Origin of the sequence: Biostraticola tofi (genome assembly GCF_004343195.1) — a bacterium.
GTDB lineage: Bacteria > Pseudomonadota > Gammaproteobacteria > Enterobacterales > Enterobacteriaceae > Biostraticola > Biostraticola tofi.
In genome coordinates this window covers 630,836-653,497 of record NZ_SMCR01000001.1, presented here as the reverse complement: position 1 = coordinate 653,497, position 22,662 = coordinate 630,836, and the positions used below count along the sequence as shown (strand labels likewise).

20 protein-coding genes are annotated in these 22,662 nt (G+C 58.8%); 12 read left to right on the top strand and 8 right to left on the bottom strand.

Features of this window, described 5'->3' with window-relative positions:
- Positions 1–32: 32 nt before the first annotated feature.
- Genes fghA through ptrR form a run of 3 tightly spaced genes read right to left on the bottom strand, consistent with a single transcriptional unit; the run spans position 33 to position 3,002 of the window.
- Positions 33–881 carry an S-formylglutathione hydrolase gene (gene fghA / locus EDC52_RS02890; protein ID WP_131863798.1) on the bottom strand — a complete coding sequence of 283 codons (849 nt, stop codon included), beginning with the start codon at positions 879–881 and terminating at the stop codon, positions 33–35.
- A gap of 18 nt (positions 882–899) precedes the next feature.
- Complete coding sequence (locus EDC52_RS02885; protein ID WP_131863796.1) at positions 900–2,024, bottom strand: S-(hydroxymethyl)glutathione dehydrogenase/class III alcohol dehydrogenase; 1,125 nt, start codon at positions 2,022–2,024, stop codon at positions 900–902.
- A gap of 27 nt (positions 2,025–2,051) precedes the next feature.
- Complete coding sequence (ptrR, locus tag EDC52_RS02880; protein WP_131863795.1) at positions 2,052–3,002, bottom strand: putrescine utilization regulator PtrR; 951 nt, start codon at positions 3,000–3,002, stop codon at positions 2,052–2,054.
- Between the two features lie 103 nt (positions 3,003–3,105).
- On the opposite strand from ptrR, the gene EDC52_RS02875 reads away from it, so the two are divergent.
- From EDC52_RS02875 to mglC, 7 genes are all read left to right on the top strand, one after another.
- Positions 3,106–4,230: a YbfB/YjiJ family MFS transporter gene (locus tag EDC52_RS02875; protein WP_131863793.1), complete on the top strand. Its 1,125-nt coding sequence runs from the start codon at positions 3,106–3,108 to the stop codon at positions 4,228–4,230.
- A gap of 134 nt (positions 4,231–4,364) precedes the next feature.
- On the top strand, positions 4,365–5,024 hold the full coding sequence (gene folE, locus EDC52_RS02870) for a GTP cyclohydrolase I FolE (RefSeq protein WP_131863792.1): 660 nt from the start codon (positions 4,365–4,367) through the stop codon (positions 5,022–5,024).
- Positions 5,025–5,088: 64 nt separating this feature from the next.
- Complete coding sequence (yeiB, locus tag EDC52_RS02865) at positions 5,089–6,240, top strand: DUF418 domain-containing protein YeiB (RefSeq protein WP_131863790.1); 1,152 nt, start codon at positions 5,089–5,091, stop codon at positions 6,238–6,240.
- 526 nt (positions 6,241–6,766) lie between these two features.
- On the top strand, positions 6,767–7,807 hold the full coding sequence (gene galS, locus EDC52_RS02860) for an HTH-type transcriptional regulator GalS (RefSeq protein WP_131863789.1): 1,041 nt from the start codon (positions 6,767–6,769) through the stop codon (positions 7,805–7,807).
- Positions 7,808–8,011: 204 nt separating this feature from the next.
- On the top strand, positions 8,012–9,010 hold the full coding sequence (mglB, locus tag EDC52_RS02855) for a galactose/glucose ABC transporter substrate-binding protein MglB (protein WP_131863787.1): 999 nt from the start codon (positions 8,012–8,014) through the stop codon (positions 9,008–9,010).
- Positions 9,011–9,079: 69 nt separating this feature from the next.
- The gene (gene mglA / locus EDC52_RS02850; RefSeq protein ID WP_131863785.1) at positions 9,080–10,600 is read left to right on the top strand and encodes a galactose/methyl galactoside ABC transporter ATP-binding protein MglA; all 1,521 of its coding nucleotides are present in this window, start codon (positions 9,080–9,082) and stop codon (positions 10,598–10,600) included.
- Positions 10,601–10,617: 17 nt separating this feature from the next.
- The gene (gene mglC, locus EDC52_RS02845; protein ID WP_131863783.1) at positions 10,618–11,628 is read left to right on the top strand and encodes a galactose/methyl galactoside ABC transporter permease MglC; all 1,011 of its coding nucleotides are present in this window, start codon (positions 10,618–10,620) and stop codon (positions 11,626–11,628) included.
- Positions 11,629–11,678: 50 nt separating this feature from the next.
- Here mglC and sanA read toward each other — a convergent pair whose 3' ends face one another.
- The 5 genes from sanA to EDC52_RS02820 form a co-directional block, all read right to left on the bottom strand.
- Positions 11,679–12,575 (bottom strand): outer membrane permeability protein SanA, encoded by an 897-nt coding sequence (sanA, locus tag EDC52_RS02840; protein ID WP_131863781.1) that lies wholly within the window; start codon positions 12,573–12,575, stop codon positions 11,679–11,681.
- A 181-nt stretch (positions 12,576–12,756) separates the two neighbouring features.
- Positions 12,757–14,454, bottom strand: a complete 1,698-nt coding sequence (locus tag EDC52_RS02835) for an NAD-dependent malic enzyme (protein WP_131863780.1) — start codon at positions 14,452–14,454, stop codon at positions 12,757–12,759.
- Positions 14,455–14,549: 95 nt separating this feature from the next.
- Positions 14,550–15,542, bottom strand: coding sequence for a cytidine deaminase (cdd, locus tag EDC52_RS02830; protein WP_131863779.1), 993 nt, complete (start codon positions 15,540–15,542; stop codon positions 14,550–14,552).
- An 87-nt stretch (positions 15,543–15,629) separates the two neighbouring features.
- Complete coding sequence (locus EDC52_RS02825) at positions 15,630–16,325, bottom strand: CidB/LrgB family autolysis modulator (protein ID WP_131863777.1); 696 nt, start codon at positions 16,323–16,325, stop codon at positions 15,630–15,632.
- Positions 16,322–16,729, bottom strand: coding sequence for a CidA/LrgA family protein (locus EDC52_RS02820; RefSeq protein ID WP_131863776.1), 408 nt, complete (start codon positions 16,727–16,729; stop codon positions 16,322–16,324). Before EDC52_RS02820 ends, EDC52_RS02825 begins: the two co-directional genes overlap by 4 nt.
- A 167-nt stretch (positions 16,730–16,896) precedes the next feature.
- Between EDC52_RS02820 and EDC52_RS02815 the strand changes: the two genes are divergently transcribed.
- The 5 genes from EDC52_RS02815 to EDC52_RS02795 are packed head-to-tail and all read left to right on the top strand — an operon-like array spanning position 16,897 to position 22,636.
- On the top strand, positions 16,897–18,024 hold the full coding sequence (locus EDC52_RS02815) for an ABC transporter ATP-binding protein (RefSeq protein ID WP_131863774.1): 1,128 nt from the start codon (positions 16,897–16,899) through the stop codon (positions 18,022–18,024).
- The gene (locus tag EDC52_RS02810) at positions 18,014–19,006 is read left to right on the top strand and encodes an ABC transporter substrate-binding protein (RefSeq protein WP_131863772.1); all 993 of its coding nucleotides are present in this window, start codon (positions 18,014–18,016) and stop codon (positions 19,004–19,006) included. Before EDC52_RS02815 ends, EDC52_RS02810 begins: the two co-directional genes overlap by 11 nt.
- 4 nt (positions 19,007–19,010) lie before the next feature.
- Positions 19,011–20,747, top strand: a complete 1,737-nt coding sequence (locus tag EDC52_RS02805; RefSeq protein ID WP_131864089.1) for an ABC transporter permease — start codon at positions 19,011–19,013, stop codon at positions 20,745–20,747.
- A 29-nt stretch (positions 20,748–20,776) separates the two neighbouring features.
- Positions 20,777–21,838 carry an MBL fold metallo-hydrolase gene (locus EDC52_RS02800; RefSeq protein ID WP_131863771.1) on the top strand — a complete coding sequence of 354 codons (1,062 nt, stop codon included), beginning with the start codon at positions 20,777–20,779 and terminating at the stop codon, positions 21,836–21,838.
- A 12-nt stretch (positions 21,839–21,850) separates the two neighbouring features.
- A complete protein-coding gene (locus EDC52_RS02795) occupies positions 21,851–22,636 on the top strand; it encodes a dual specificity protein phosphatase family protein (protein ID WP_131863769.1) in 786 nt (261 codons plus the stop codon).
- Positions 22,637–22,662: the final 26 nt, after the last annotated feature.

Below are 22,662 nucleotides of genomic sequence, written 5' to 3'. Positions count from 1 at the left end.
GCAAAGAACGGTTTCTCGCTTGCTCTCATCCGCTACGCGTTTAAATATCCGGCGTGAAACCGCAGATGATCCTCAACGAAACTGGCGATGAAAAAATAGCTGTGATCATAGCCGGCATGCCGGCGCAGCGTCAGCGGCCAATGCCGGGCCTTCGCCTCCTGGGCCAACCGCTCAGGCTGCAGCTGACTGTCGAGGAACTCATCATCCTCGCCTTGATCGATCAACACCGGCAATGGCCGCGCGGATCCGTCGCGCAGTAAAGCACAGCTGTCCCACGCCGCCCATGATGCCTCATCTGCTCCCAGGTAGGCGGTAAACGCCTTTTTACCCCAGGGCACCGTTGAAGGGCTCACTATCGGCGCAAATGCCGACACGCTGCGAAAACGGCCCGGCTGCCGCAACGCCATCACCAGTGCCCCATGGCCGCCCATCGAATGCCCCATCACCGACTCGCGTCCGCTCACGGCAAACTGGGCATTGATAATACCGGGTAATTCTTGGCTCAGATAATCATACATCCGAAAATGCGATGACCATGGCGCCTGGGACGCATTGAGATAAAATCCCGCGCCCTGGCCTAAATCGTATCCCTCATCATCGGCCACCTCATCGCCGCGCGGACTGGTATCCGGCATCACCAGCAGCAGATTCAGCTCGGCCGCCACACGCTGGGCCCCCGACTTCTGGGTAAAATTCAGATCATTGCAGGTCAGGCCGGCCAGGAAATACACCACATGCGGCGCACGGCCATCCTTGGCCGCCGGCGGCACAAACACACTGTACGTCATCAGGGTACCGGTTGATGCCGAGGGGTGACGATAACGATACTGCCAACCACCGTGCATGCGGTGGGCATCAATACGCTCAGGCAAGGCTTTCATAGCTCGATGCGCTCCCGGTCAAGGACGGAAATGGATAACGGAACGAATAGACTTGCCTTCATGCATCAAATCGAAAGCATGATTGATCTCGTCAAGCCCCATGGTATGGGTAATAAAATCATCCAGCTTGAACTCGCCCTGCAGATAACGATCGACGATACCCGGCAACTGGCTGCGACCTTTGACGCCGCCAAAAGCGGAACCGCGCCATACTCGACCGGTTACCAATTGGAATGGACGGGTGGAAATTTCTTCGCCGGCACCGGCCACGCCGATGATAACCGACTCACCCCAGCCTTTATGACAACATTCCAGGGCGGAACGCATCACATTGACATTACCGATGCATTCGAAAGAAAAATCGACCCCGCCATCGGTCAGCTCAACAATCACCTCCTGGATCGGGCGATCATAGTCCTTGGGATTGAGCAGGTCGGTCGCGCCCAGTTTCCGGGCCAGATCAAACTTACTGGTATTCAGATCGATACCGATAATCCGGCCGGCCCCCGCCATTTGCGCACCGATAATCGCCGACAGCCCAATGCCGCCCAGACCGAAAATCGCCACCGTATCACCGGGCTTCACTTTGGCGGTATTCAACACTGCGCCCATGCCGGTAGTTACCCCACAGCCGAGCAGGCAGACTTCTTCCAGCGGCGCTTCTTTACTGATCTTCGCCAGGGAGATTTCCGGCACCACGGTATATTCGGAAAACGTCGAGGTGCCCATGTAATGGAAAATCGGTTTGCCGTCCTTAAAGAAACGGGTGGTGCCGTCCGGCATCAGACCCTTGCCCTGGGTGGTGCGGATTGACTGACAAAGGTTGGTCTTGCCGGAACGGCAGAATTTACACTCGCCGCACTCGGGGGTATACAGTGGGATGACATGATCGCCGACTTCAAGCCCGGTCACGCCTTCGCCCAGCGCCTCAACCACGCCGCCGCCCTCATGACCGAGAATGGCCGGAAATACCCCTTCAGGATCCTTGCCCGACAAGGTATAGGCATCGGTATGGCATACACCGGTGGCGACGATGCGCACCAGCACTTCTCCCTTTTGCGGCGGCATCAGATCCACTTCTTCCACCGATAACGGCTGGTTCGGGCCCCAGGCGATGGCGGCGCGGGTTTTAATCATTTGCATGCAGTAGCTCCTTTAAACTCTTTTTGTTCAGGCAAGGTGAATATCTTTCGACCCCGACGCGGCCGGGGTTTCAATGGCGGAAGCCGAATCAGACAAGGCCAATGTCCCGTCTGTCCGGTCATGTAATTCTATTATCAATTTTTTCAGTGCTTCAACATTAGGACCAAACGCATCCCGGCGCCAAATCAGCCAGGTCGATGCATCGGCGATATCGCGCGGCAGCGGGTGCACCCGTACCCGTTCCTGGCCGGGCAGCTGTTCCAGTACTGAACGCGGCAGCAGCGCCAATCCGGCACCGCTGGCCACGCAGGCCTGCATACCGTGGTAAGACTGGATTTCCATTATCGGGCCGGGCAGAGCGCCCCCCTGATGGAACCAGCTCTCCAGTCGCAGCCGATAAGAACAGCTGGGCCTGAAGGCAAACAGCGTCTGGCCGGCAATATCATGAGCTGAACCTATCGCCGGCTGTTCCAGGCTGGATATCATCACCAGGGTTTCATTAAAACTGACGCAGCCATGGATTTCAGGATAATGAACCGGTCCATCTACCAGGGCGGCCGCCAGCGTGCCGGCACGTACCCCGTCGATCATCTCGCCCGAGGTACCGGTCACCAGCGAAAGGGCGACCTGGCCAAAGCGCTGATGGTAAGCCGCCAGCAATGCCGGCAAGCGGGTAGCCGCAGTGCTCTCCATCGACCCGAGCGGAAAATTACCGGTCGGTTCACCGGCGCGTGTCATATTGATGGCTTCCTCGCTTAGCGCCAGGATGCGGCTGGCATAACATAAAAAGTTATGGCCGATCGGCGACAGCCGCAAGCGCTGCTTTTCGCGAATAAACAAGTCAACGCCCAATTCCTGTTCCAACTGGCGCAAGCGGGTGGTCAGGTTTGACGGAACGCGATGCAGCTGCTCGGCGGCGCGCGCCAAAGAACCGGTTTCGGCCACGCAGCAAAACATTTTCAGTTGAGTAAGATCCATGTGTTCTCTATTTGTAATGAACTTGGTGTATATTATTCACTTTCCGTGATTGTATTGATCATGCATTCTATTAGCAATCATTTATTACTAGCGGAAATAAGATATGGCGATAAAAGTGGCATTAAGCGGGTTCCTGGCCCTGTTGGTGGCGATGGGTATCGGGCGATTTGCCTTTACCCCTCAGGTGCCGCTGATGATCACTGCCGGGCAGATGACCCTGACCAGCGCCGGCGTGGTCGCCGCCTTTAATTACCTGGGTTATTTGCTGGGCGCCTGGGATGCAATGCGCGCCGCCAACCACCTGGAGAAACGGCTGTGGATTGGCCTCTGGGGCGTGGTCGGGCTGACGCTGCTGTCAGCGCTGACCGCCAGTCCCTTCAGCCACAGCCTGCTCAGATTGGCGATTGGCGTAGCCAGCGGCTGGGCGATGGTACTGGTGGCCGCCTGGACTAATGATAAATTGATCCAGCTGGGCCGTCCGGCACTGAGCGCGGCGGTATTTGCCGGCCCGGGGGCCGGCATCCTGGTCAGCGGACTGCTGGCGCTGGCTATGCACCATCTGCCATTGACCGCCGGCCCGGCCTGGCTGGTCTATGGCCTCACCGCGCTGGTGTTGACCGCCGCTATCAGTCACAATCTGCCCAAACGCGGGGCGCTGGCGGCGAGAAAGCCGGATGCCCAGCCGCTCAGCCTGACGCCGTCACTGAAAAAACTGCTTTGGAGTTACTCCCTGGCCGGATTCGGCTATATCCTGCCGGCGACCTTTCTGTCGCAGATGGCTGCCGAACGGCTGGCCGGCAGCGGCCTGGGCCTGTGGGTCTGGCCGGTATTCGGCGCCGGGAGCATGGCCGGGATCGGCATCGGCATTCTGACCCGTCATTGCCTGACCGCCGGTAAACGCCTCGGCCTGACCCTGCTGGCCCAGGCGCTGGGAGTGGCGCTGATGATAAGCCTTGATGGCGCGGCAGGATTACTGTTCGGCGCGCTGCTGACCGGCGGCGGCTTCTTATCGGTGGTACAGTTGACCTTTGAATGCAGCCGCCGCCAGGCACCGGATCATATGCGCTATATGGCCGGGCTGCTGACCTGTGGCTATGCGGTCGGTCAACTGATTGGCCCGCTACTGTCGGCGCTGGCCAGCGCGCTGGTCGGCAGGCTTGAGCCGGCGCTGTTTGTCTCCATGGTGGCGCTGGCGCTGGCCGGTGTGCTGGCCTGGCGTCAACCCTAGCGGTTAGATGCAAGTATTTCATCATCCAGAGCGGGCATAATCACTGGATAATCGTTTCAGTCTCAACTAGAGTGGAGCGCATTCCGCCATGAAAGCGAGCGGATGCGCAAACGCCTGCTGGAGAAATAATACCTATGTTATCGCTGACGAAAGAAGCCGCGCTGGTTCACCAGGCCCTGTTGGCCCGTGGATTAGAAACCCCGCTGCGCGGTGAAATGCTTGACGCGGAGGTCCGCAAAGCGCGGATTGCCGGGCATATGACCGAAATCATGAATCTGTTAAACCTCGATCTGGAGGATGACAGTCTGGCAGAGACGCCGCATCGCATCGCAAAAATGTATGTAGATGAAATTTTTGCCGGACTGGATTACGCCAACTTTCCGAAAATAACCGTTATCCAGAATAAAATGAAAGTGGATGAAATGGTCACGGTGCGCGACATTACCCTGACCAGCACCTGCGAGCATCATTTTGTCATTATCGACGGCAAGGCCACCGTTGCCTATATTCCCAAGGATTGCGTTATCGGTCTGTCGAAGATTAACCGGATTGTGCAGTTTTTTGCCCAGCGCCCCCAGGTGCAGGAAAGGCTGACCCAGCAGATCCTGATTGCCTTGCAGACTCTGCTCGGGACCAACAACGTGGCGGTGTGCATCGACGCAGTCCATTACTGTGTCAAAGCCCGCGGTATCCGCGATGCCACCAGCGCCACCACCACCACGTCTCTGGGCGGCCTGTTTAAATCCAGCCAGAATACCCGGCAAGAATTTTTGCGTGCCGTGCGCCATCTGTAATCCTGCGCCCGGCAGTATGAAGTAGGCATTATGGCGCTGCGGCGCCTGACAGAAGAGGGTGCCCATGCGCGAGCGCATCGCGAAACTGGACTGCGCGCGGGGGATGGCCATTTTGGGCATCCTGCTGATGAATATCACCGCTTTCGCCTTACCCAAGGCGGCTTATCTCAACCCGGCCTATAACGGCGCCCCCTCAGCGGCCGATGCCTGGACCTGGGCTATTATGGACGGTTTTGCCCAGGTCAAGTTCCTGACGCTGTTCGCTATCCTGTTCGGTGCCGGGCTGCAAATGCTGCTGGCGCGCGGCAATCGCTGGATTGCTTCTCGCCTCGGCTGGCTGATGGTGTTCGGTATCATCCATGCAATTTTTTTCTGGGACGGCGATATTCTGCTGGATTATGGCCTGGTCGGCCTTATCTGCCTGGGGGTGGTTCGCCAGGCCGACAGCAGCAGGGCGCTGATTTCAACCGGTGCGGTGCTTTATATGGTCGGCGTTTTGGTACTGGTGTTGTTCCAGGTCATGATGGCCAGTCAAACCCCAGGCCGTTATTGGTTGCCGGGCATTGCCGAGCAGATTTATGAGCATTACTGGCTGACGGTCGGCGGCGCGGAAGCCTGGCAGAATCGGCTGGATCTGCTGGAGGGCAGTCTTATCGCCATGGCCTCGCAGTACGGCTGGCAGTTGGCGGGCGCGATGCTGGTCGGTGCCGGACTGATGCGGTCCGGCTGGTTAAGCGGAACCTGGTCCGAGGCCCATTACCGCAAAATGGCCCTGCTGTTGATTCCGTTGGGGCTGCTGGTCAATGTGCCGTCGATAATCCTGCAGTGGCAGTTGGGCTGGGAGTATCGCTGGTGCGCGTTTTTGCTGCAAATTCCCCGCGATATCAGCGCCCCGTTCCAGGTACTGGGCTATGTGGCGCTGCTGTATGGCTGCTGGTCGCGCCTGTCCGGACTGCGCCTTACCCGCTGGGTCGGCAATGTCGGCCGCATGGCGTTGACCAATTATCTGCTGCAGACCCTTCTCTGCACCCTTATCTTTAACCAGATGGCGCAGTTTATGGCTTACGGCCGCTTCGAGCTGCTGGCGTTGGTGCCTGTTATCTGGCTGGTCAACCTGCTGGTGTCAACGTTGTGGCTGCACTTTTTCCAGCAGGGCCCGTTCGAGTGGATGTGGCGGCAACTGACTCGGCTGACCGCAGGGCCCCACGCTTCGTAACCGCCGCCTATAACGATATCGCCAGTCCGGCGCAGCTTACCGGGCCTGCGCACTATGCCCAGTTCCGGCGCAGCTTACCGAGCCTGCGCACTATGCCCAGTTCCGGCGCAGCTTACCGAGCCTGCGCACTATGCCCAGTTCCGGCTCAGCTTACCGGGCCTGCGCACTATGCCCAGTCGCTCCAGGCAGACTGCTACGCTGATATCCTTTCCCCCCACGGCTCAGTCTGTCGCGCTGACCGCTGTTGTTCACCCATCCCGGTTCGGTCTGTCACGTTGATCGCTGCTGTTCACTCGCCGCAGTTCTGCTGCATCCCCCGCCAATTGTTAACAAAAATGTAAGCGTTTCCTGTCCTGTGAGCTGATTCACGCCTCATTGATAACAAATCGGTTACGATAACCGCTTATTCAAGCCAGCGGATGCGGATCATGAATCTCGATGATGCCTGATGTTCACCCGGTAAATCTGTCTTGGAACAGGGACAGGCGGCACCTGACGGTGTAGACAGCAGCAAGCAGGGGAAATAATGATTACCATTCGGGATGTGGCCAGGTTGGCGGGAGTATCGGTGGCGACGGTTTCACGGGTGCTCAACGACAGCGCCGTCGCCAGTAAGCAGGCGCGTGACAGCGTACTGAAAGCCGTCAACGAACTGGGCTACCGGCCCAACGCCAATGCGCAGGCGCTGGCGACCCAGTCCAGCGACACCATCGGCGTGGTGGTGATGGATGTCTCTGATCCCTTCTTCGGCGCGCTGGTGAAAGCGGTTGATGATGTGGCCCAGCGGCATAAAAAGCATCTGCTTATCAGCAACAGTTATCATCAAGCCGATAAGGAGCGCCACGCGATAGAAGTGCTGCTGCGCCAGCGCTGCAGCGCGCTGGTGGTGCACGCCAAAATGCTTACCGATGAAGAATTGATACCGTTCCTGGAACGGGAACCGGGCATGGTGCTGATAAACCGTATCATCCGCGGCTATGAGCATCGCTGCGTCGGGCTGGACAATGTCAGCGGCGCGCTGATGTCGACCCGGATGCTGTTGGCCAACGGCCACCGCCGCATCGGCTATATCGGTTCCAATCACAGTATTGAAGATCAGCGCCAGCGCTGGCGCGGCTATCTACAGGCGATGCGCGAGGTCGGTATTATCGTGCCGCAGAGTTTCCAGGCGACGGCGTCGCCGGACCTGCACGGCGGGGAAAAGGCGATGGTCGAACTGCTGGGCCGTAACCAGCAGCTCACGGCGGTCGTGGTCTATAACGACAGCATGGCGGTCGGTGCGCTGGCAACCCTTAAGGAAAACAGCATCCAGGTGCCTTCGACATTCTCGCTGGTCGGCTTTGACGATATTCCGATCTCTCGCTTCACCAGTCCGAACCTGACCACCGTGCGCTATCCGATAGCCACCATGGCCGAAGCCGCTACCGAACTGGCCCTGGCCGGCACTGCCGGTAAGCTTGATGCCGGCCAGACCCATTTGTTCATGCCTACCCTGGTGCGCCGCCATTCGGTGGCACCTTGTCAAAATAATGCGGCAGTCATCTCAACTTTACCTGACGAGATGTAACCGTTTCCAAACTGTGAGTCTATTCACAGAATATTAACATCCCTAACTATATGCTGTAGGCGTTTTGTTGCCAGACCAGGCCCTGCGGGGCCGTTGACTGTTTCCCTGCCGTGGCTGTAGGACCTCAAAGCGGAGTGTCTGGTATTGCCAGGTATGGGTTTAACCCGATGCAGAGCTTTACCCTATTGTAATCCGGAGAAACTAATGAATAAAAAGGCGTTTACCCTGACTGCTCTGGCAGCCGGCGTGCTGTTCAGTGCAGCCGTGCAGGCGGCTGATACCCGTATCGGCGTGACGATTTACAAATATGACGACAACTTTATGTCGGTGGTGCGCAAAGCCATCGAAAAAGACGCTAAAGAAGCCAAAGGCGTCCAATTGCTGATGAATGATTCGCAAAACGATCAGTCCAAGCAAAACGACCAGATCGACGTGCTGATTGCCAAAGGCGTGAAAGCGCTGGCCATCAACCTGGTCGATCCGGCGGCGGCGCAAGTGGTCATCGATAAAGCCCGCGGCAATGAAATACCCATCGTTTTCTATAACAAAGAACCCAGCCGTAAAGATCTGGACAGCTACGACAAAGCTTATTATGTCGGTACTGATTCTAAAGAGTCCGGTATTATCCAGGGCGAGCTGATTGCCAAACACTGGAAAGCGCATCCAGATTGGGACTTGAACAAAGATGGCGTTATCCAGTATGTGATGATCAAAGGCGAGCCGGGCCATCCGGATGCCGAAGCCCGTACCAGCTATGCCATCAAGACACTGGACCAGCAGGAAAAACTGAAAACCCAGCAGCTGCAGCTGGATACCGCCATGTGGGATACCGCCCAGGCCAAAGACAAGGTTGACGCCTGGCTGTCCGGCCCTAATGCCGACAAAATCGAAGTGGTTATCGCCAACAATGATGCCATGGCGATGGGAGCGGTAGAAGCGCTCAAGGCCCATAACAAGTCTGCTATTCCGGTGTTCGGCGTCGATGGGTTGCCTGAAGCCCTTGCCATGGTCAAGTCCGGCGCGATGGCCGGTACGGTACTGAACGATGCCGACAATCAGGCTAAAGCCACCTTTGATCTGGCAAAAAACTTGGCTGAAGGTAAAGGAGCGGCAGACGGCACTCAGTGGAAACTGGAAAATAAAGTGGTGCGTATTCCTTACGTCGGTATCGATAAAGATAACCTGGCGCAATTCAAAAAATAATCCTGATTCCCCCGGTCGCTATTTCCCGCCGGGGGGATTTTTTTTGCCTATCTTAGCCGGGTACAATTTATGGCCGACATAACAACCGAACAGCCCAGTCAGTGGCTGCTGGAAATGAAGCATATCTCAAAATCATTTCCAGGGGTTAAAGCGCTGGATGATGTGAACCTGAATGTAAAGGCTCACTCCATTCACGCCTTAATGGGCGAAAACGGTGCGGGCAAGTCCACATTATTAAAATGCCTGTTTGGTATTTACAGCAAGGATGCCGGCAGCATTATTTTTAAAGGCGAAGAGGTTAATTTCAAAAGTACCAAGGAGGCGCTGGAGCACGGCGTTTCAATGGTGCATCAGGAACTGAACCTGGTATTACAGCGTACGGTAATGGACAACATGTGGCTCGGGCGCTATCCGCGCAAGGGGTTGTTTGTTGATCAGAGCAAAATGTATCGCGATACCAAAGCCATATTTGAAGAACTGGATATCAATATCGACCCGAGGGATAAAGTTTCCACGTTATCCGTTTCCCAGATGCAGATGATTGAAATTGCCAAGGCTTTTTCCTATGACGCCAAAATTGTCATTATGGATGAGCCAACCTCGTCGCTGACCGAAAAAGAGGTCAACCATCTGTTCAGTATTATCCGTAAGCTGAAGGAGCGCGGCTGCGGCATTGTCTATATTTCCCATAAGATGGAAGAAATATTCCAGCTGTGTGATGAAATCACCATCCTGCGCGACGGCCAGTGGATTGCTACCCAGCCGGTCCAGGGGCTGACCATGGATCAGATCATTTCGATGATGGTCGGACGCTCGCTGAGCCAGCGCTTCCCTGACCGTGAAGGCAAACCGGGTGAAGTGATATTCGAGGTCAGAAACCTGACGTCATTGCGCCAGCCGTCGATTCGCGATGTTTCATTTGATTTGCACCAGGGTGAAATTCTCGGTATCGCCGGTCTGGTGGGGGCGCGTCGTACCGATATCGTTGAAACTATTTTTGGCGTCAGGGAGAAAGTCAGCGGCACGCTTAAGCTGCATGGCAAAAGCATCAATAATAATTCCGCCAACGAAGCGATAAACCATGGCTTTGCCCTGGTGACCGAAGAACGCCGGGCAACCGGTATTTATGCTTTTCTCGACGTTGGCTTTAATTCGCTTATTTCCAATATACGTAACTACAAAAACAAAATCGGTCTGCTGGATAACCGCCGCATGAAGAGTGATATCCAGTGGGTTATCGATTCAATGCGGGTAAAGACCCCTGGCCATCACACAAATATCGGATCATTATCGGGCGGCAATCAGCAAAAAGTGATTATTGGTCGCTGGCTGCTCACCCAACCGGAAATACTGATGCTGGACGAACCCACGCGCGGTATTGATGTAGGGGCCAAGTTTGAAATCTATCAGTTGATTACCGAACTGGCCAAACGTGGCAAGGGCATCATCATCATTTCATCTGAAATGCCAGAATTACTGGGTATTACCGACCGGATCCTGGTGATGAGCAATGGGTTGGTTTCGGGCATCGTGAATACCAAGGAAACCTCCCAGAATGAAATTTTACGTCTTGCTTCCCTGCACCTCTAATTTTAAGGGTCGTTATCATGAATGCGTTAAATAAAAAAAGCCTGCTCACTTATTTAAAAGAGGGCGGTATTTATGTGGTGTTGCTGGTGCTGCTGGCGATCATTATTTTCCAGGATCCGACCTTCCTCAGTCTGATGAACCTGAGTAATATCCTGACCCAGTCCTCGGTGCGTATTATTATCGCCCTCGGCGTGGCCGGGCTGATTGTCACCCAAGGGACCGACCTGTCGGCCGGTCGCCAGGTTGGCCTGGCCGCGGTGGTGGCGGCAACGCTTTTGCAGTCGATGGACAACGTCAATAAAGTCTTTCCTGATATGCAGAGCCTGCCTATTCCGGTAGTGATCCTGACCGTTTGTATCATTGGCGCGCTGATTGGCCTGATTAACGGTATTGTTATTGCGTATCTGAATGTGACGCCGTTTATTACCACCCTCGGCACCATGATCATCGTCTATGGCATCAACTCGCTGTATTACGATGTGGTGGGGGCATCGCCGATTGCCGGTTTTGAATCCCACTTCTCGACCTTTGCCCAGGGCTTCCTGCGCATCGGCGATTTCAAACTGTCGTATATTACCTTCTATGCGGTGATTGCTATCCTGTTTGTCTGGGTGCTGTGGAACAAAACCCGCTTTGGTAAAAACATCTTCGCTATCGGCGGCAACCCGGAAGCCGCCAAAGTCTCCGGCGTGAATGTCCCGCTGAACCTTATCATGATCTATGCCCTGTCAGGGGTGTTCTATGCCTTCGGCGGGATGCTGGAAGCCGGCCGTATCGGCAGCGCCACCAACAACCTGGGCTTTATGTATGAACTGGATGCGATAGCGGCCTGCGTGGTGGGTGGGGTATCGTTCGCCGGCGGCGTCGGCACCGTGGCGGGGGTCGTGACCGGGGTCATCATCTTTACCGTTATCAACTACGGCCTGACCTATATCGGCGTTAACCCTTACTGGCAGTACATCATCAAGGGGTCGATCATTATTTTCGCCGTCGCCCTGGACTCGCTGAAATACGCCAAGAAAAAATAAGCCTACCGGCTGGAAGCCACGGCTGAATGCCCGCTATGCGGGCATTTTTTTTACCCGGTGTGCACATCCGGCAGCGGGGCAGGCGCGGTTGGCACCGGGACCGGCGCTGGGTCAGCAGATGCCGGGTCGAGAGATTCAGGGGCGGTAACTGGCGCCGATGCCGGGTCAGATGGAGCAGTGCCGGCAGCAGGCGACGGATTACCCGCTGGCACAGTGCCTGCCGGCACCGTGACGCCAGGGCGGGGCTGCAGCTCCAGCAGTTGTTCCGGTGATACCGCCGGGTAACCCTGAGCGCCGGCGGGCACGTCGTGGCGGGCGGGGATCGGGATCATCGGCCCGAGAAAGCGCGGCTCACGCTTGAGGATATATAAATCCGTTAGCGCCCCCAGGCGGGCGACAATTTCGCGCAGCCGGATGGACAGCATGTTTTTGGGCGAAGGTACTGCGTAACACTGCGCCTGGATGCCCATATTCATGGCGATGAACAAGGCCCGTTCACAATGAAAACGCTGGGTGATGATAGTGAAATCGTTAGTATCGAACACTTTACGGGTGCGAATAATCGAGTCGAGGGTGCGAAACCCGGCAAAGTCCAGCCAGATATCACTGGAGGGCATGCCGTGGGCCAGCAGGTCGCGGCGCATGGTGACCGGTTCATTGTAGCTCTGCTGGGCATTATCGCCGCTCAGCAGCAGATAGTTGACCTTGCCGCTGTTATACACATTCAGGGCGCCCTGCATACGATAAAGATAATACTGATTGATGCCGCCGGTGCGAAAATACTTGGCCGTGCCCAAGACCACGCCGACCTGGCGGTGGGGCAGGCTTTTCAGATCTTCATAGATAAAGGGGGCGGTTTTCCAACTGATCCAGCGGTCGAGGCCGATAGCGATCAATAAAGGTACGCCTGCAATAATGATCAGGGTATAAATCAGGCGCTTCCACATACTGTAGCCTTAACCGGTTCCTGCTGGAATGTCATAGCACCAAGGCTACTTTACCTCTCAGGCCGACGCAAGGCGTGCAGTGTCCATCCTGCGGCTATCGTTGCAATTATGCGCGGAATATAGCGTATGCGCGGCATATCACGCGTCAGCCCCGCCGAAGCGGGGCCGGTGCCGGAGTCGATCAGAACGAGGTCCGTTTATAGTTGCGATACTGCGGACGCCAGAAGTTATGCTCGATGGCTACCGACAACGCCTGCTCAGAGGTCACGGTCGCTACGCCGTGCACCTGGGCGGCTTTACCGACTTCCATGGCAATCACTTTGGAGACACCCTGGATATCGTTGATATCCGGCAAGAGCGCGCCGTCGCTGCCGTTGGCCAGCGGCGAACAGTCGGCCAATGCCCGGCTGGCGGCGATAAGCATGGTCTCTGTGACCCGGCTGGCTTTCGTCGCCAATACGCCCAGGCCGATGCCCGGGAAGATATAGGCATTATTGCATTGGGCTATCGGATAGGTGTTATCGCGGAATTTCACCGGCGCAAACGGGCTGCCGGTGGCCACCAGCGCCGCGCCCCCGGTCCAGGTAATGATATCTTCCGGCGTCGCTTCCACGCGCGAGGTCGGGTTGGACAGCGGCATGACAATCGGACGGTCGCAGTGGGCATGCATCTCGCGGATAATGGCTTCGGTAAACAGACCCGGCTGGCCTGAGACGCCGATAAGCACCGTCGGATGGGCATTGCGCACCACATCGAGCAGAGAAATCGAATCCCCCTCGGCTGCCCAGCCGGTCACCTCGTCGCTGCGCTGCACCAGGCGCTGCTGGAAATCCAGCAGATTGGTCATTTTGTCGGTCAGCAGGCCGTAGCGGTCGACCATCAGCACCCGGGCGCGAGCCTGGTCTTCGCTGAGCCCTTCGGCGCGCATCTCGGCGACGATCTGCTCGGCGATGCCGCAACCGGCGGAGCCGGCGCCGAGGAACACCACGGTCTGGTCGCGCAGACGTTTGCCGGCGGCACGGCTGGCGGCCAGCAGGCAGCCCAGCGTCACGGCGGCGGTGCCCTGGATATCATCGTTAAAACAGCACAACTCATCGCGGTAGCGGTCCAGCAGCGGCGTGGCGTTTTTCTGGGCGAAATCTTCGAACTGCAGCAGCACGTCAGGCCAGCGGCGTTTGACCGCCTGGATAAACGCATCGACGAAATCACGGTACTCTTCGCCGGTTACCCGTTCGTGCCGCCAGCCCATATACAGCGGATCGTTCAGCCGCTGGGGATTGTTGGTGCCGGCATCCAGCACTACCGGCAGGGTATAGGCCGGGCTGATGCCGCCGCAGGAGGTATAAAGAGACAGCTTGCCAATAGGAATACCCATACCGCCGATGCCCTGATCGCCCAGGCCGAGGATGCGTTCGCCATCGGTGACGACAATCACTTTCACATGCTGCTTGGTGGCGTTCTGCAGCATGTCGTCGATTTTGTCGCGGTTGTTATAGGAGATAAACAGCCCGCGCGCCCGCCGGTAGATATCGGAGAAATGCTCGCAGGCCTGTCCGACCGTCGGGGTATAGATAATCGGCAGCATTTCGCTCAGGTGCCCGTCCAGCAAACGGTAAAACAGCGTCTCGTTGGTGTCCTGGATATTGCGCAGGTAGACGTGTTTTTCGATGTCGTGGTTGAATTCCTGATACTGGCGCCAGGCGCGCTCAGCCTGCTCTTCGATATTCTCGACCGTCTCGGGCAGCAGGCCATGAAGGTTGAAGTCGTCTCGTTCTTCCTGGGAAAAGGCGCTGCCTTTGTTCAGCAGCGGGAATTCCAGCAGGATAGGGCCCGCATGAGGGATATACAGCGGACGTTTGTTTTCATGTTCTAATTCCATCGCAATGACTCTTTTTTATGCAAAAAAAAACAGGCCAAGGGCCAGGGCGCATCGGCGAAAAACCCGTTAGCGGATGGCTGGCAAACAGGCGGGCATCAGTCCACCACGCCCAGGCGATAGCATTGCTTGACGCCCAGCGCCGCCAGGGTGGCGCGGGTAGCGTCCCATTGGCTAAACGCGGCGTTTTCACGCTCGGCCAGCACCGCCCGGCGAATTTCGCCGGTCTGGCCGCCAGCCAGGTTCATCATGATAAGGGCGGACTGCAGCGGCGGCAGGCTGGGATTGAACGCGGCATTTTCAGCATAGCGGCCGGCAAAGATCCGCCCATCGACCAGCTCCAGCGCCATCCCGCTGTGCGCCTGGCTGTAAGGGGCGTGACTGCGGTTCATCGCCGCCAACGCCAACTGGGATAGCGGATCCCCGGCCGGCAGCGAAGCCGGGCCTGCGGCCTCAGCCGCAGCGGCCGAGGTCACCTGCCGGCGGGGTACCACGTCGCCCGGCGTTGCGCACCGGGCACCCTCGGCCGGACCAATCCGGTAATCATGATGCACTTCATCAAGCAGCAGCGCGTCGATCGCCAGATCACGCGGACCAAAGGCATCGGGCAGATAGTGCCCCAGCGTTTGGGACGCGCGGCCAGGCAGCGATATCCGTAGATCAGTGCCGCTGTTAAGTTCATTCATAAACTGCCGACAGTGGCCGCAGGGCGTGTAGTTGACGGTGATGCCGGCCAGTCGGCTTTCGCCGCACAGCCAGGCATGGCTGATGGCGCTTTGTTCGGCGTGCACCGTCTGCGCCAGCGGCGCGCCGATGAATTCCATATTGGCGCCCAGATAGAGCGTACCGCTGACGCCGTGGGCGACCGCGCCGACAGTAAACCGGGAAATGGGCGCCAGGGCGCAGGCGGCGGCCACCGGCAGCAGGGCAAAGCATAACCGGTCCACCTCCAGGCCGGTGGCCTGCAGCAGACGGCTGACCTGTTCGGCGTCGATCACCCCGGCAAAGTCCGGCGAGGCGAGCAGCGGCGTCAGCGCAGTCTTAAGCGCCGGATCCAGGGCAGACAGCGGTAAAGTAAAACGTGATTGCATAGCGTGTTCTCACAGCGGCTGGACACCGGCCTATTCTAAACGCTCGAGGCGAGGATAAATACGATCAATCCCTTATCAAGGCGAATTTTAACCAAATAATTGCAGCATGACCGGAAACAGAAACGGTGCAATCAATGAGGTAATGATGCCGCATATCACCAGCGCCAGAGAGCTGAATGCCCCTTCCTGATAATCCATTTCGGCGCAGCGGGCGGTGCCCAGGGCATGGGCGGCAGTGCCCATCGCCAGCCCGCGCGAGGCTTTGGTGGTGATGCGCAGCAGATTGAACAGCGTATGGCCGAATACCGCCCCCAGTATACCGACGAAAATCACGCAGGCGGCGCTGATGGCCGGAATACCGTTAATCGAATCGGCTACCGCCATGGCAATCGGCGTGGTCACCGATTTGGGCAGTATCGAGGCTGCCATCTGCGGGCTGGCGCCCATCCACAGAGCGATGGCGGTGCCGGTCACCATGGCGGTGACGCTGCCGATAAAACAGATGCTGATGATCGATTTCCAGCGCGCCCGGATCTGGTGTAGCTGTTCATACAGCGGAAACGCCAGCGCCACTACCGCCGGCTGCAGCAGGTCATTGAGCAGCTTGCTGCCGGCAAAATAGCGCTCATAGGGAATACCGGTGGCCAGCAGCAGCGGGATAATCACCACCATCGAGATAAGCAAAGGATTAAGCAGCGCCATGCGAAAACGGGCCGCCAGCCGACGAGAGCCAAAAAAAACCATAAGCGTCAGCGGCAGCGACCACCAGATATTGGCTATCATCCTCGATCTCCTTTTTTCGCCGGCGCGGCGACCACCGGACGTTCCCGATGGACATAATGGGAGCTGAATCCGACCACCAGCATCACGATAAGGGTACTGACCACGCAAGAGACCACCAGCGGCCCGAGCTGAGCGGAAATCTGGCTGTAGTAGTTCATCACCCCGACGCCGATAGGCACAAACAGCAGCGCCATATAGCGGATCAGCAGATGACAGCCGGGTTTGAGCCAGGCGGCGGGCATGATTTGCAATGAGAGCAGCAAGAACAGCACCAGCATACCGATGATGCTGCCCGGAATGGTCATCGGCAGCAGGCTCGACAGCAGATTGCCGATAAACAGGCACAGATAAATCATGGCAAAGGCGCGCAGCAATGCCCAACAGTCAGATAATAAGCGGCTCATTATATCCACCTCAATGCGTCATGCATTCATCATACAATTAAAAATGAAAACCTGCTACAGATCACGAAATTTCTGCCCAGCCTAGGCTGTCACTTCATTGCAACAATCGGTCGCTAGGGTGGGAACGTTTAATTTCCATAGGCCCTGCGTCAGGATGTTCAAAGGTTATGTCAGAAATCCGTATCAGCCATCTTAGCAAGTCTTATGCCGGCCAACAGGTGCTGGATGATATCTGCCTGCAGATCGGCAGCGGGGAGTTCGTCGCGGTGCTGGGCCCCTCCGGCAGTGGTAAAACCACCTTGCTGCGCACTCTGGCCGGTTTTGAGCCGGTAGACGGCGGCGAAATTTATCTGGGCGACCGGCTGATGTCGTCCACCGGTCGTCATCTGCCGCCAGAGCAGCGGCAACTGGGCATCGTCTTTCAGAACTATGCGCTGTGGCCCCATATGACGGTCGCCGAAAATGTCGGTTACAGCCTTAAAATCGCCAAGGTGGCCGACGGCGAACGGCGGCAGCGGATTGATTCCGCTCTGGAGCTGGTCGGTCTGCAGGGCTATGGCCAACGCCGTCCGGCGGATCTTTCCGGTGGCCAGCGTCAGCGGGTGGCGCTGGCGCGCTGCATGGTGTCGCGGCCGCAGGTGGTGCTACTGGATGAACCACTGGCTAACCTGGATGTGCATCTGCGCGCCGCCATGGAGGCCGAGTTCGAGAAATTTCATCGTCACACCCAGGCCACTCTGCTGTACATCACCCACGATCAGCGTGAAGCGATGGCGCTGGCCGATCGGGTCGTGGTCATGGACCAAGGCCGAGTGATGCAGTTCTGCTCGCCTGAACAGCTCTACCGCCAGCCGGCCAATGCCATGGTCGCCCGCTTTATCGGCGATGGCATGGTGATGCCGGTAGCCGATGTGGTGCCGGACGGACGCGGTCGGGCGACGGCGCGGCTGTGTCATCAGCAGGTACGGGTCCGTTGCCATGGCGACCGGCCGGTGGCCGAAGCCCAGCTGGCTTTTCACCGGGAAGACCTGCGATTGGCGCCGCCGGAAGCCCCGGGCATCGCCGCCATTGTCAGGCGCGTCAGCTACCGGGGCGCCGATGTCCAGATTGATTGCCAGATACCTCAATATCCCGCGGCGCTGCTGTCGCTGTACTGCCCGCCGGGCCAGGCACCGGCGGTGGGCGCCGCTCTCAGCCTGGCGCTGGCCGATGGCTGGATCATCGGCCCATCCTCCTCCTCATTACCGCCTTTTGCGAAAGCACTTACCTCCACAGGAATGGAACATGCGTATTAAGACCTTGCCTATCAAAACAGTGTTGATTGCCGGTTTGCTGAGTATGCAGGCCCTGGCCGCCGAAAGTCCTGCCGGCAGGCTGGTACTGTATACCTCCCAGGCGCCGGACATTGCCCAGCAGACGGTCAGCGCCTTTAACCAGGCTTATCCGAATATCAAGGTTGAATGGTCGCGCAATGGCACCAGCCAACTGATGAATATATTGCGCACCGAAATGCTGGCCGGCGGCATGAAGGCAGACGTCCTGCTGGTGGCCGATAACATCAACCTGGGACAGTTAAAAAAAGAGGGCCACCTGCTGCCCTGGGCCGAAGCGCCGGTCGGCCAGCTGGACCCGCGTTTCTATGATCCACAGAAAACCTGGTTCGGCACCAAAGTGATTGCCACCGTCATTGCGCGCAATACCGCCCGGGCCACGGCGGTGGACAGCTGGCAGGCGCTGACGAAACCGGAAAATCGCGGCCAGGTCGCTGTGCCGAGCCCGCTGTATTCCGGGGCGGCGTTAAATCACTTGCATACCCTTATCCATACCCCGTCGCTGGGCTGGACATTTTATCAGCAGCTGGCAGATAACGATATCGCTCCACAGGGCGGTAACGGGCCGGCGCTGCAGGCGGTGGCCGGCGGCCTGGCCAAATACGGCATGATTGCCGATGCCGATATTCTCCGGGCCAAACAGCAGGGATCGCCGGTGGATATCAGCTACCCGAAAGAAGGGGTATCGTTTATCACTGAACCGGTGGCGATCCTGAAGGACGCGCACAATCTGGCGGCCGCCAAAGCCTTTGTCCGTTTTGTGATTTCCCGTCAGGGACAGGAACTGGTGGCCCGGCAAGGCAACCGGCCGATAGATTCACAGGTGCCGGCGCCTGAGGGCTTTGCGCCGCTGAGCGACATCAAGCTGCTGCCGCTGGATGTCGACCAGGCCCTGGCCGATGACCAGGCGGTTCGCGACCGTTTTGTCGACATCTTCGGCGGCTGAGCCGATGACGGTACTGGACGGAAACTGGCGCAGGCCTCCGCCGCCCGCTGCCCGGGGCGGCGGGACGGAAAAATGGCTGCTTATCGCTCTGGCGGTGATGATTTTCCTGCTATCGCTGGCGCCGCTGGGACGGCTTGTCTGGACTGCGCTGGCACCCCAGGGACAGTTGGACCTGTCCCGCCTTGACCGGTTGCTGGCCCAGCCGCGGGTGGTGCAGGCCACCTTCAATACGCTGTGGCTGGCGCTGGGATCTACCGCACTGGCGCTGTTGCTCGGCACCCTGGCGGCCGTGCTGGTGCAGCTTAGCGATATGCGGCACAAGCCGGCCTGGGTGTTTGTCTTTATCCTGCCGCTGATGATCCCGCCGCAGGTCAGCGCCCTGGCCTGGCTGCAGGCCTGGTCTCCCGGCAGTCCGCTGCTGAATCTGATCGGCATCAGCCCGGCGGGCAGCGGCCGTCATCCGCTGTATTCCGCTGGGGGTATCATTCTGCTGTTGGGACTGCATAATGCGCCGCTGGTATTTCTGACGGTGCGCGCCGCCTTAAGGCGTATCCCGGCCGATCTGCTGGAAGCGGCCCGCGCCGGCGGGGCCGGGCCCTGGCGGCTGGTGTTTACCATTATTCTGCCGTTGGCCCGCAGTGCGCTGTATGCCGGCGGCGCGTTATCCTTCGTGGCGGCGGCGGGTAATTTCGGCATCCAGGCGATGCTGGGTATTCCGGCGCGCATGCCGACGCTTATCACGCTGATTTACCAGCGCCTGAACGGCAGCGGTCCCCAGGCTTTGCCGGATATGGCGGTACTGTCGCTGCTGATGGCGCTGATTACCCTGTCGGGGCTGATGATTGCCGGTTGGCTTGGTCAGCGCCTGGATGTGCGGGTCGGCGGCGGCAAGGGTGCCGGTCAGTCGCTGATGCCGCTGGGCCGCTGGCGGCTGCTGTCGGAAAGCCTGGCCTGGCTGCTGATGCTGGCGACGCTGCTGCTGCCCCTGTCGGCGCTGCTGGTCAGTTCCCTGACGCGCGGCTACGGCCAGCCGCTGAACTGGCATAGCCTGACGATTGATAACTATCTTCAGGCGCTACTGCATCATCAGGCGATACGCCAGGCGTTTATCACCAGCCTGGGGCTGAGCGCCGGCACCGCGCTGGTGCTGATGGTCATGGCGTTGCTGCTGGGCTACTTCCTGACCTGGCGTCGCCGTCCCTGGATGCGGTTCATGCAGTTTTCCACCGAGCTGGCCTATGCCTTGCCGGGGATTGTTATCGGCATCGCCGCGATGCTGTTCTTTCTGCCGCCGCTGCCCTGGACCACCATCAGTCTTTACGGATCGGTGTGGGTCATCCTGGCGGCTTATCTGGCCAATTATCTGGCGCTGGTGCTGAGGCCGGCCCTGTCCGGCTATGCGCAGCTGGAGCCTTCGCTGGATGAAGCGGCGCGGGTGTGCGGGGCCGGCTTTATGGCCCGGCTGCGCGATATCATCGGCCCACTGGCCGCGCCCGCAGTAGCGGCCGGCGCCATCATGGTGTTTCTCAGCGCCTTCAATGAAATTCAAATCTCTATCCTGCTGGTCTCCGCCCGGGTACAAACCATAGGGCCGATGATCATTTTTCTTGAGGAGGGTGGCGCGCCGACCCTGTCCGCAGCGGTCGGCTGCCTGATGGTGCTGGCGGTGTTGCTGATGATGCTGCTGCTGTCCGCTGCCCGCAAACGCCTGCCTGCCGGGGTACTTCCCTGGCAGCCGTAATTGATATCAGCCATCCAGGAACAACACACATGACTAGGGTAACGATAGTCAGCGGGTTAAACGGTAAAACGCCGGCCGCCGTGCTGGTGGAGATCCGGGGATATCGCATCCTGCTGGATCTGGGCATGGGGCCGACGCCCGGGGAGTTGCCCGATGTCGCCGGGATCCCCGCGCCGGATGCGATCTTTTTAAGCCATGCCCATGAGGACCATATCGGCGGTCTGTCGCTACGCGCCCGCTGGGGCCATCCGCCGGTCTATGCCAGCGCGGCCACCTGGTCGCGGATCTCGTTTTCCGCGGTCCCGCAGCAGGACCGACGCCGCTTGGCCGAGTCCGGCAATGGCCATATCGGCCCGCTGCCGATCATCACCGGGCGCAGCGGCCATGCGCCTGGCGGTATCTGGCTGCATTTTCCCCACGGCCAGGGGCTGACCTATACCGGCGACTGGAGCCTGGAGTCCAGGTTGATTCCCTTTGACTATCCGCCGGCGGCGGCGATATTGTTGACCGATGCCTCCTATGGCGACCGGGATGAATGCCTTGCCAGCCAGCAGCAGCATTTTCTGGCGGCGCTGGACCGGGGGGCGGTCGTTCCGCTGCCGGCCGGCGGCAGGGCGGCGGATGTGGCGCTGTTCCTGCTGGAAAAAGGCCTGCGTCCCAGGCTGTGTCCTGAGGTGCGCGAGGATATCCGGCTGCAGCGGGATACTGCCGATCGGGCGCTGCGTCCGCTGCTGGCTTCGCTGCTGGCGATGCAGCCGCCCGGCACCGACTGGCGCAGCGATCAGGTGATCCTCTGCTGTGACGCCAGCGGCCAGCGCGGGCTGGCCGCTGAGCTGATGACCCAGCCTGGTTTTCGCTTTATTTTCAGCAGCCATGTGGCGCCCGGCACGCCGGCTGCCGCTCTGCTTGGCGCCGAGCAGGCGACCTGGTTGCCGTGGAATGTGCATCCGCGCCTGACCCAGGTGGTGATGCTGGCGGACCTGACCGCCGCTCGCCGGGTGGTGCCGCTGTTTGTCAATCGTCAGCAGTGTGCTCGCCTGGAAGCCCGGTTGGGCGGCAGAGCCTGCTGGCAAGCCGAACTGAGTTTTTGATGAGGAGAGCACATGCTTACGTCAGATCAAAACCCCGGCAGACAACCGGAGCCGGCAGCGGGGCAGCTGAGTCGCCAGACGCAGCCACAGACCGAACTTGCCGGTGAACGCCATTCCCCGCCCCAGGCAGAGCTTGCCGGGGATAACCATTCCCCGCCCCAGGCGGAGCTTGCCGGGGATAACCATTCCCCGCCCCAGACCGAACTTGACGGGGAACGCCATTCCTTGCTCCGGGCCGAACTTGTCGAGGATCGCCAGCCTCTGCTGTGGCCGGTTGAGCCGCATATCGGTCCGTATGATCTTACGCTGTACCTGGGCAACGGCATCGCGGCCAATGACGGGCCGCTGCTCGCGGCCCACGGCATTACCTCCACGCTGAACCTGGCGGTCAATCTGCCGCTGTCGCCGCTGACCCTGCCGGACGGCATTGAGCTGCGGCGCCATCATATCGGGCTTATCGACGGCAGCGGCAACAGCGCGGTGCACCTGATGTCGGCGGTGCTGGCCCTGGCCGGCATGCTGACCCAGGACAGCCCGGGCAAAGCCAGCTATCCGGCCCATCGGCCGGGCAATATCCTGGTGCATTGTCGCGGTGGGCGCAGCCGATCGGTCGCGGTACTGGCGCTGTACCTGCATCTGGCGGTCGGCAATCGCTATCCTACCCTGAAGAGCGCCCTGGATCATCTGCGCCTGATTCGCGGTACCGGTCCGGAGCAGCCCTGCGGACCGCTATGGCAATTGATGATGGCCTGCCTGAATAATGACTACGCCCGACTGCTGACGGCGGCAAAACTTTGAACCGCCGCACGGAGTTGTTACCGCGG

Coding starts and splice junctions, on each gene's coding strand:
- fghA (WP_131863798.1), bottom strand. CDS start 881: ATGAAAGCCTTGCCTGAGCGTATTGATGCCCACCGCATGCACGGTGGT.
- EDC52_RS02885 (WP_131863796.1), bottom strand. CDS start 2,024: ATGCAAATGATTAAAACCCGCGCCGCCATCGCCTGGGGCCCGAACCAG.
- ptrR (WP_131863795.1), bottom strand. CDS start 3,002: ATGGATCTTACTCAACTGAAAATGTTTTGCTGCGTGGCCGAAACCGGT.
- EDC52_RS02875 (WP_131863793.1), top strand. CDS start 3,106: ATGGCGATAAAAGTGGCATTAAGCGGGTTCCTGGCCCTGTTGGTGGCG.
- folE (WP_131863792.1), top strand. CDS start 4,365: ATGTTATCGCTGACGAAAGAAGCCGCGCTGGTTCACCAGGCCCTGTTG.
- yeiB (WP_131863790.1), top strand. CDS start 5,089: ATGCGCGAGCGCATCGCGAAACTGGACTGCGCGCGGGGGATGGCCATT.
- galS (WP_131863789.1), top strand. CDS start 6,767: ATGATTACCATTCGGGATGTGGCCAGGTTGGCGGGAGTATCGGTGGCG.
- mglB (WP_131863787.1), top strand. CDS start 8,012: ATGAATAAAAAGGCGTTTACCCTGACTGCTCTGGCAGCCGGCGTGCTG.
- mglA (WP_131863785.1), top strand. CDS start 9,080: ATGGCCGACATAACAACCGAACAGCCCAGTCAGTGGCTGCTGGAAATG.
- mglC (WP_131863783.1), top strand. CDS start 10,618: ATGAATGCGTTAAATAAAAAAAGCCTGCTCACTTATTTAAAAGAGGGC.
- sanA (WP_131863781.1), bottom strand. CDS start 12,575: ATGTGGAAGCGCCTGATTTATACCCTGATCATTATTGCAGGCGTACCT.
- EDC52_RS02835 (WP_131863780.1), bottom strand. CDS start 14,454: ATGGAATTAGAACATGAAAACAAACGTCCGCTGTATATCCCTCATGCG.
- cdd (WP_131863779.1), bottom strand. CDS start 15,542: ATGCAATCACGTTTTACTTTACCGCTGTCTGCCCTGGATCCGGCGCTT.
- EDC52_RS02825 (WP_131863777.1), bottom strand. CDS start 16,325: ATGATAGCCAATATCTGGTGGTCGCTGCCGCTGACGCTTATGGTTTTT.
- EDC52_RS02820 (WP_131863776.1), bottom strand. CDS start 16,729: ATGAGCCGCTTATTATCTGACTGTTGGGCATTGCTGCGCGCCTTTGCC.
- EDC52_RS02815 (WP_131863774.1), top strand. CDS start 16,897: ATGTCAGAAATCCGTATCAGCCATCTTAGCAAGTCTTATGCCGGCCAA.
- EDC52_RS02810 (WP_131863772.1), top strand. CDS start 18,014: ATGCGTATTAAGACCTTGCCTATCAAAACAGTGTTGATTGCCGGTTTG.
- EDC52_RS02805 (WP_131864089.1), top strand. CDS start 19,011: ATGACGGTACTGGACGGAAACTGGCGCAGGCCTCCGCCGCCCGCTGCC.
- EDC52_RS02800 (WP_131863771.1), top strand. CDS start 20,777: ATGACTAGGGTAACGATAGTCAGCGGGTTAAACGGTAAAACGCCGGCC.
- EDC52_RS02795 (WP_131863769.1), top strand. CDS start 21,851: ATGCTTACGTCAGATCAAAACCCCGGCAGACAACCGGAGCCGGCAGCG.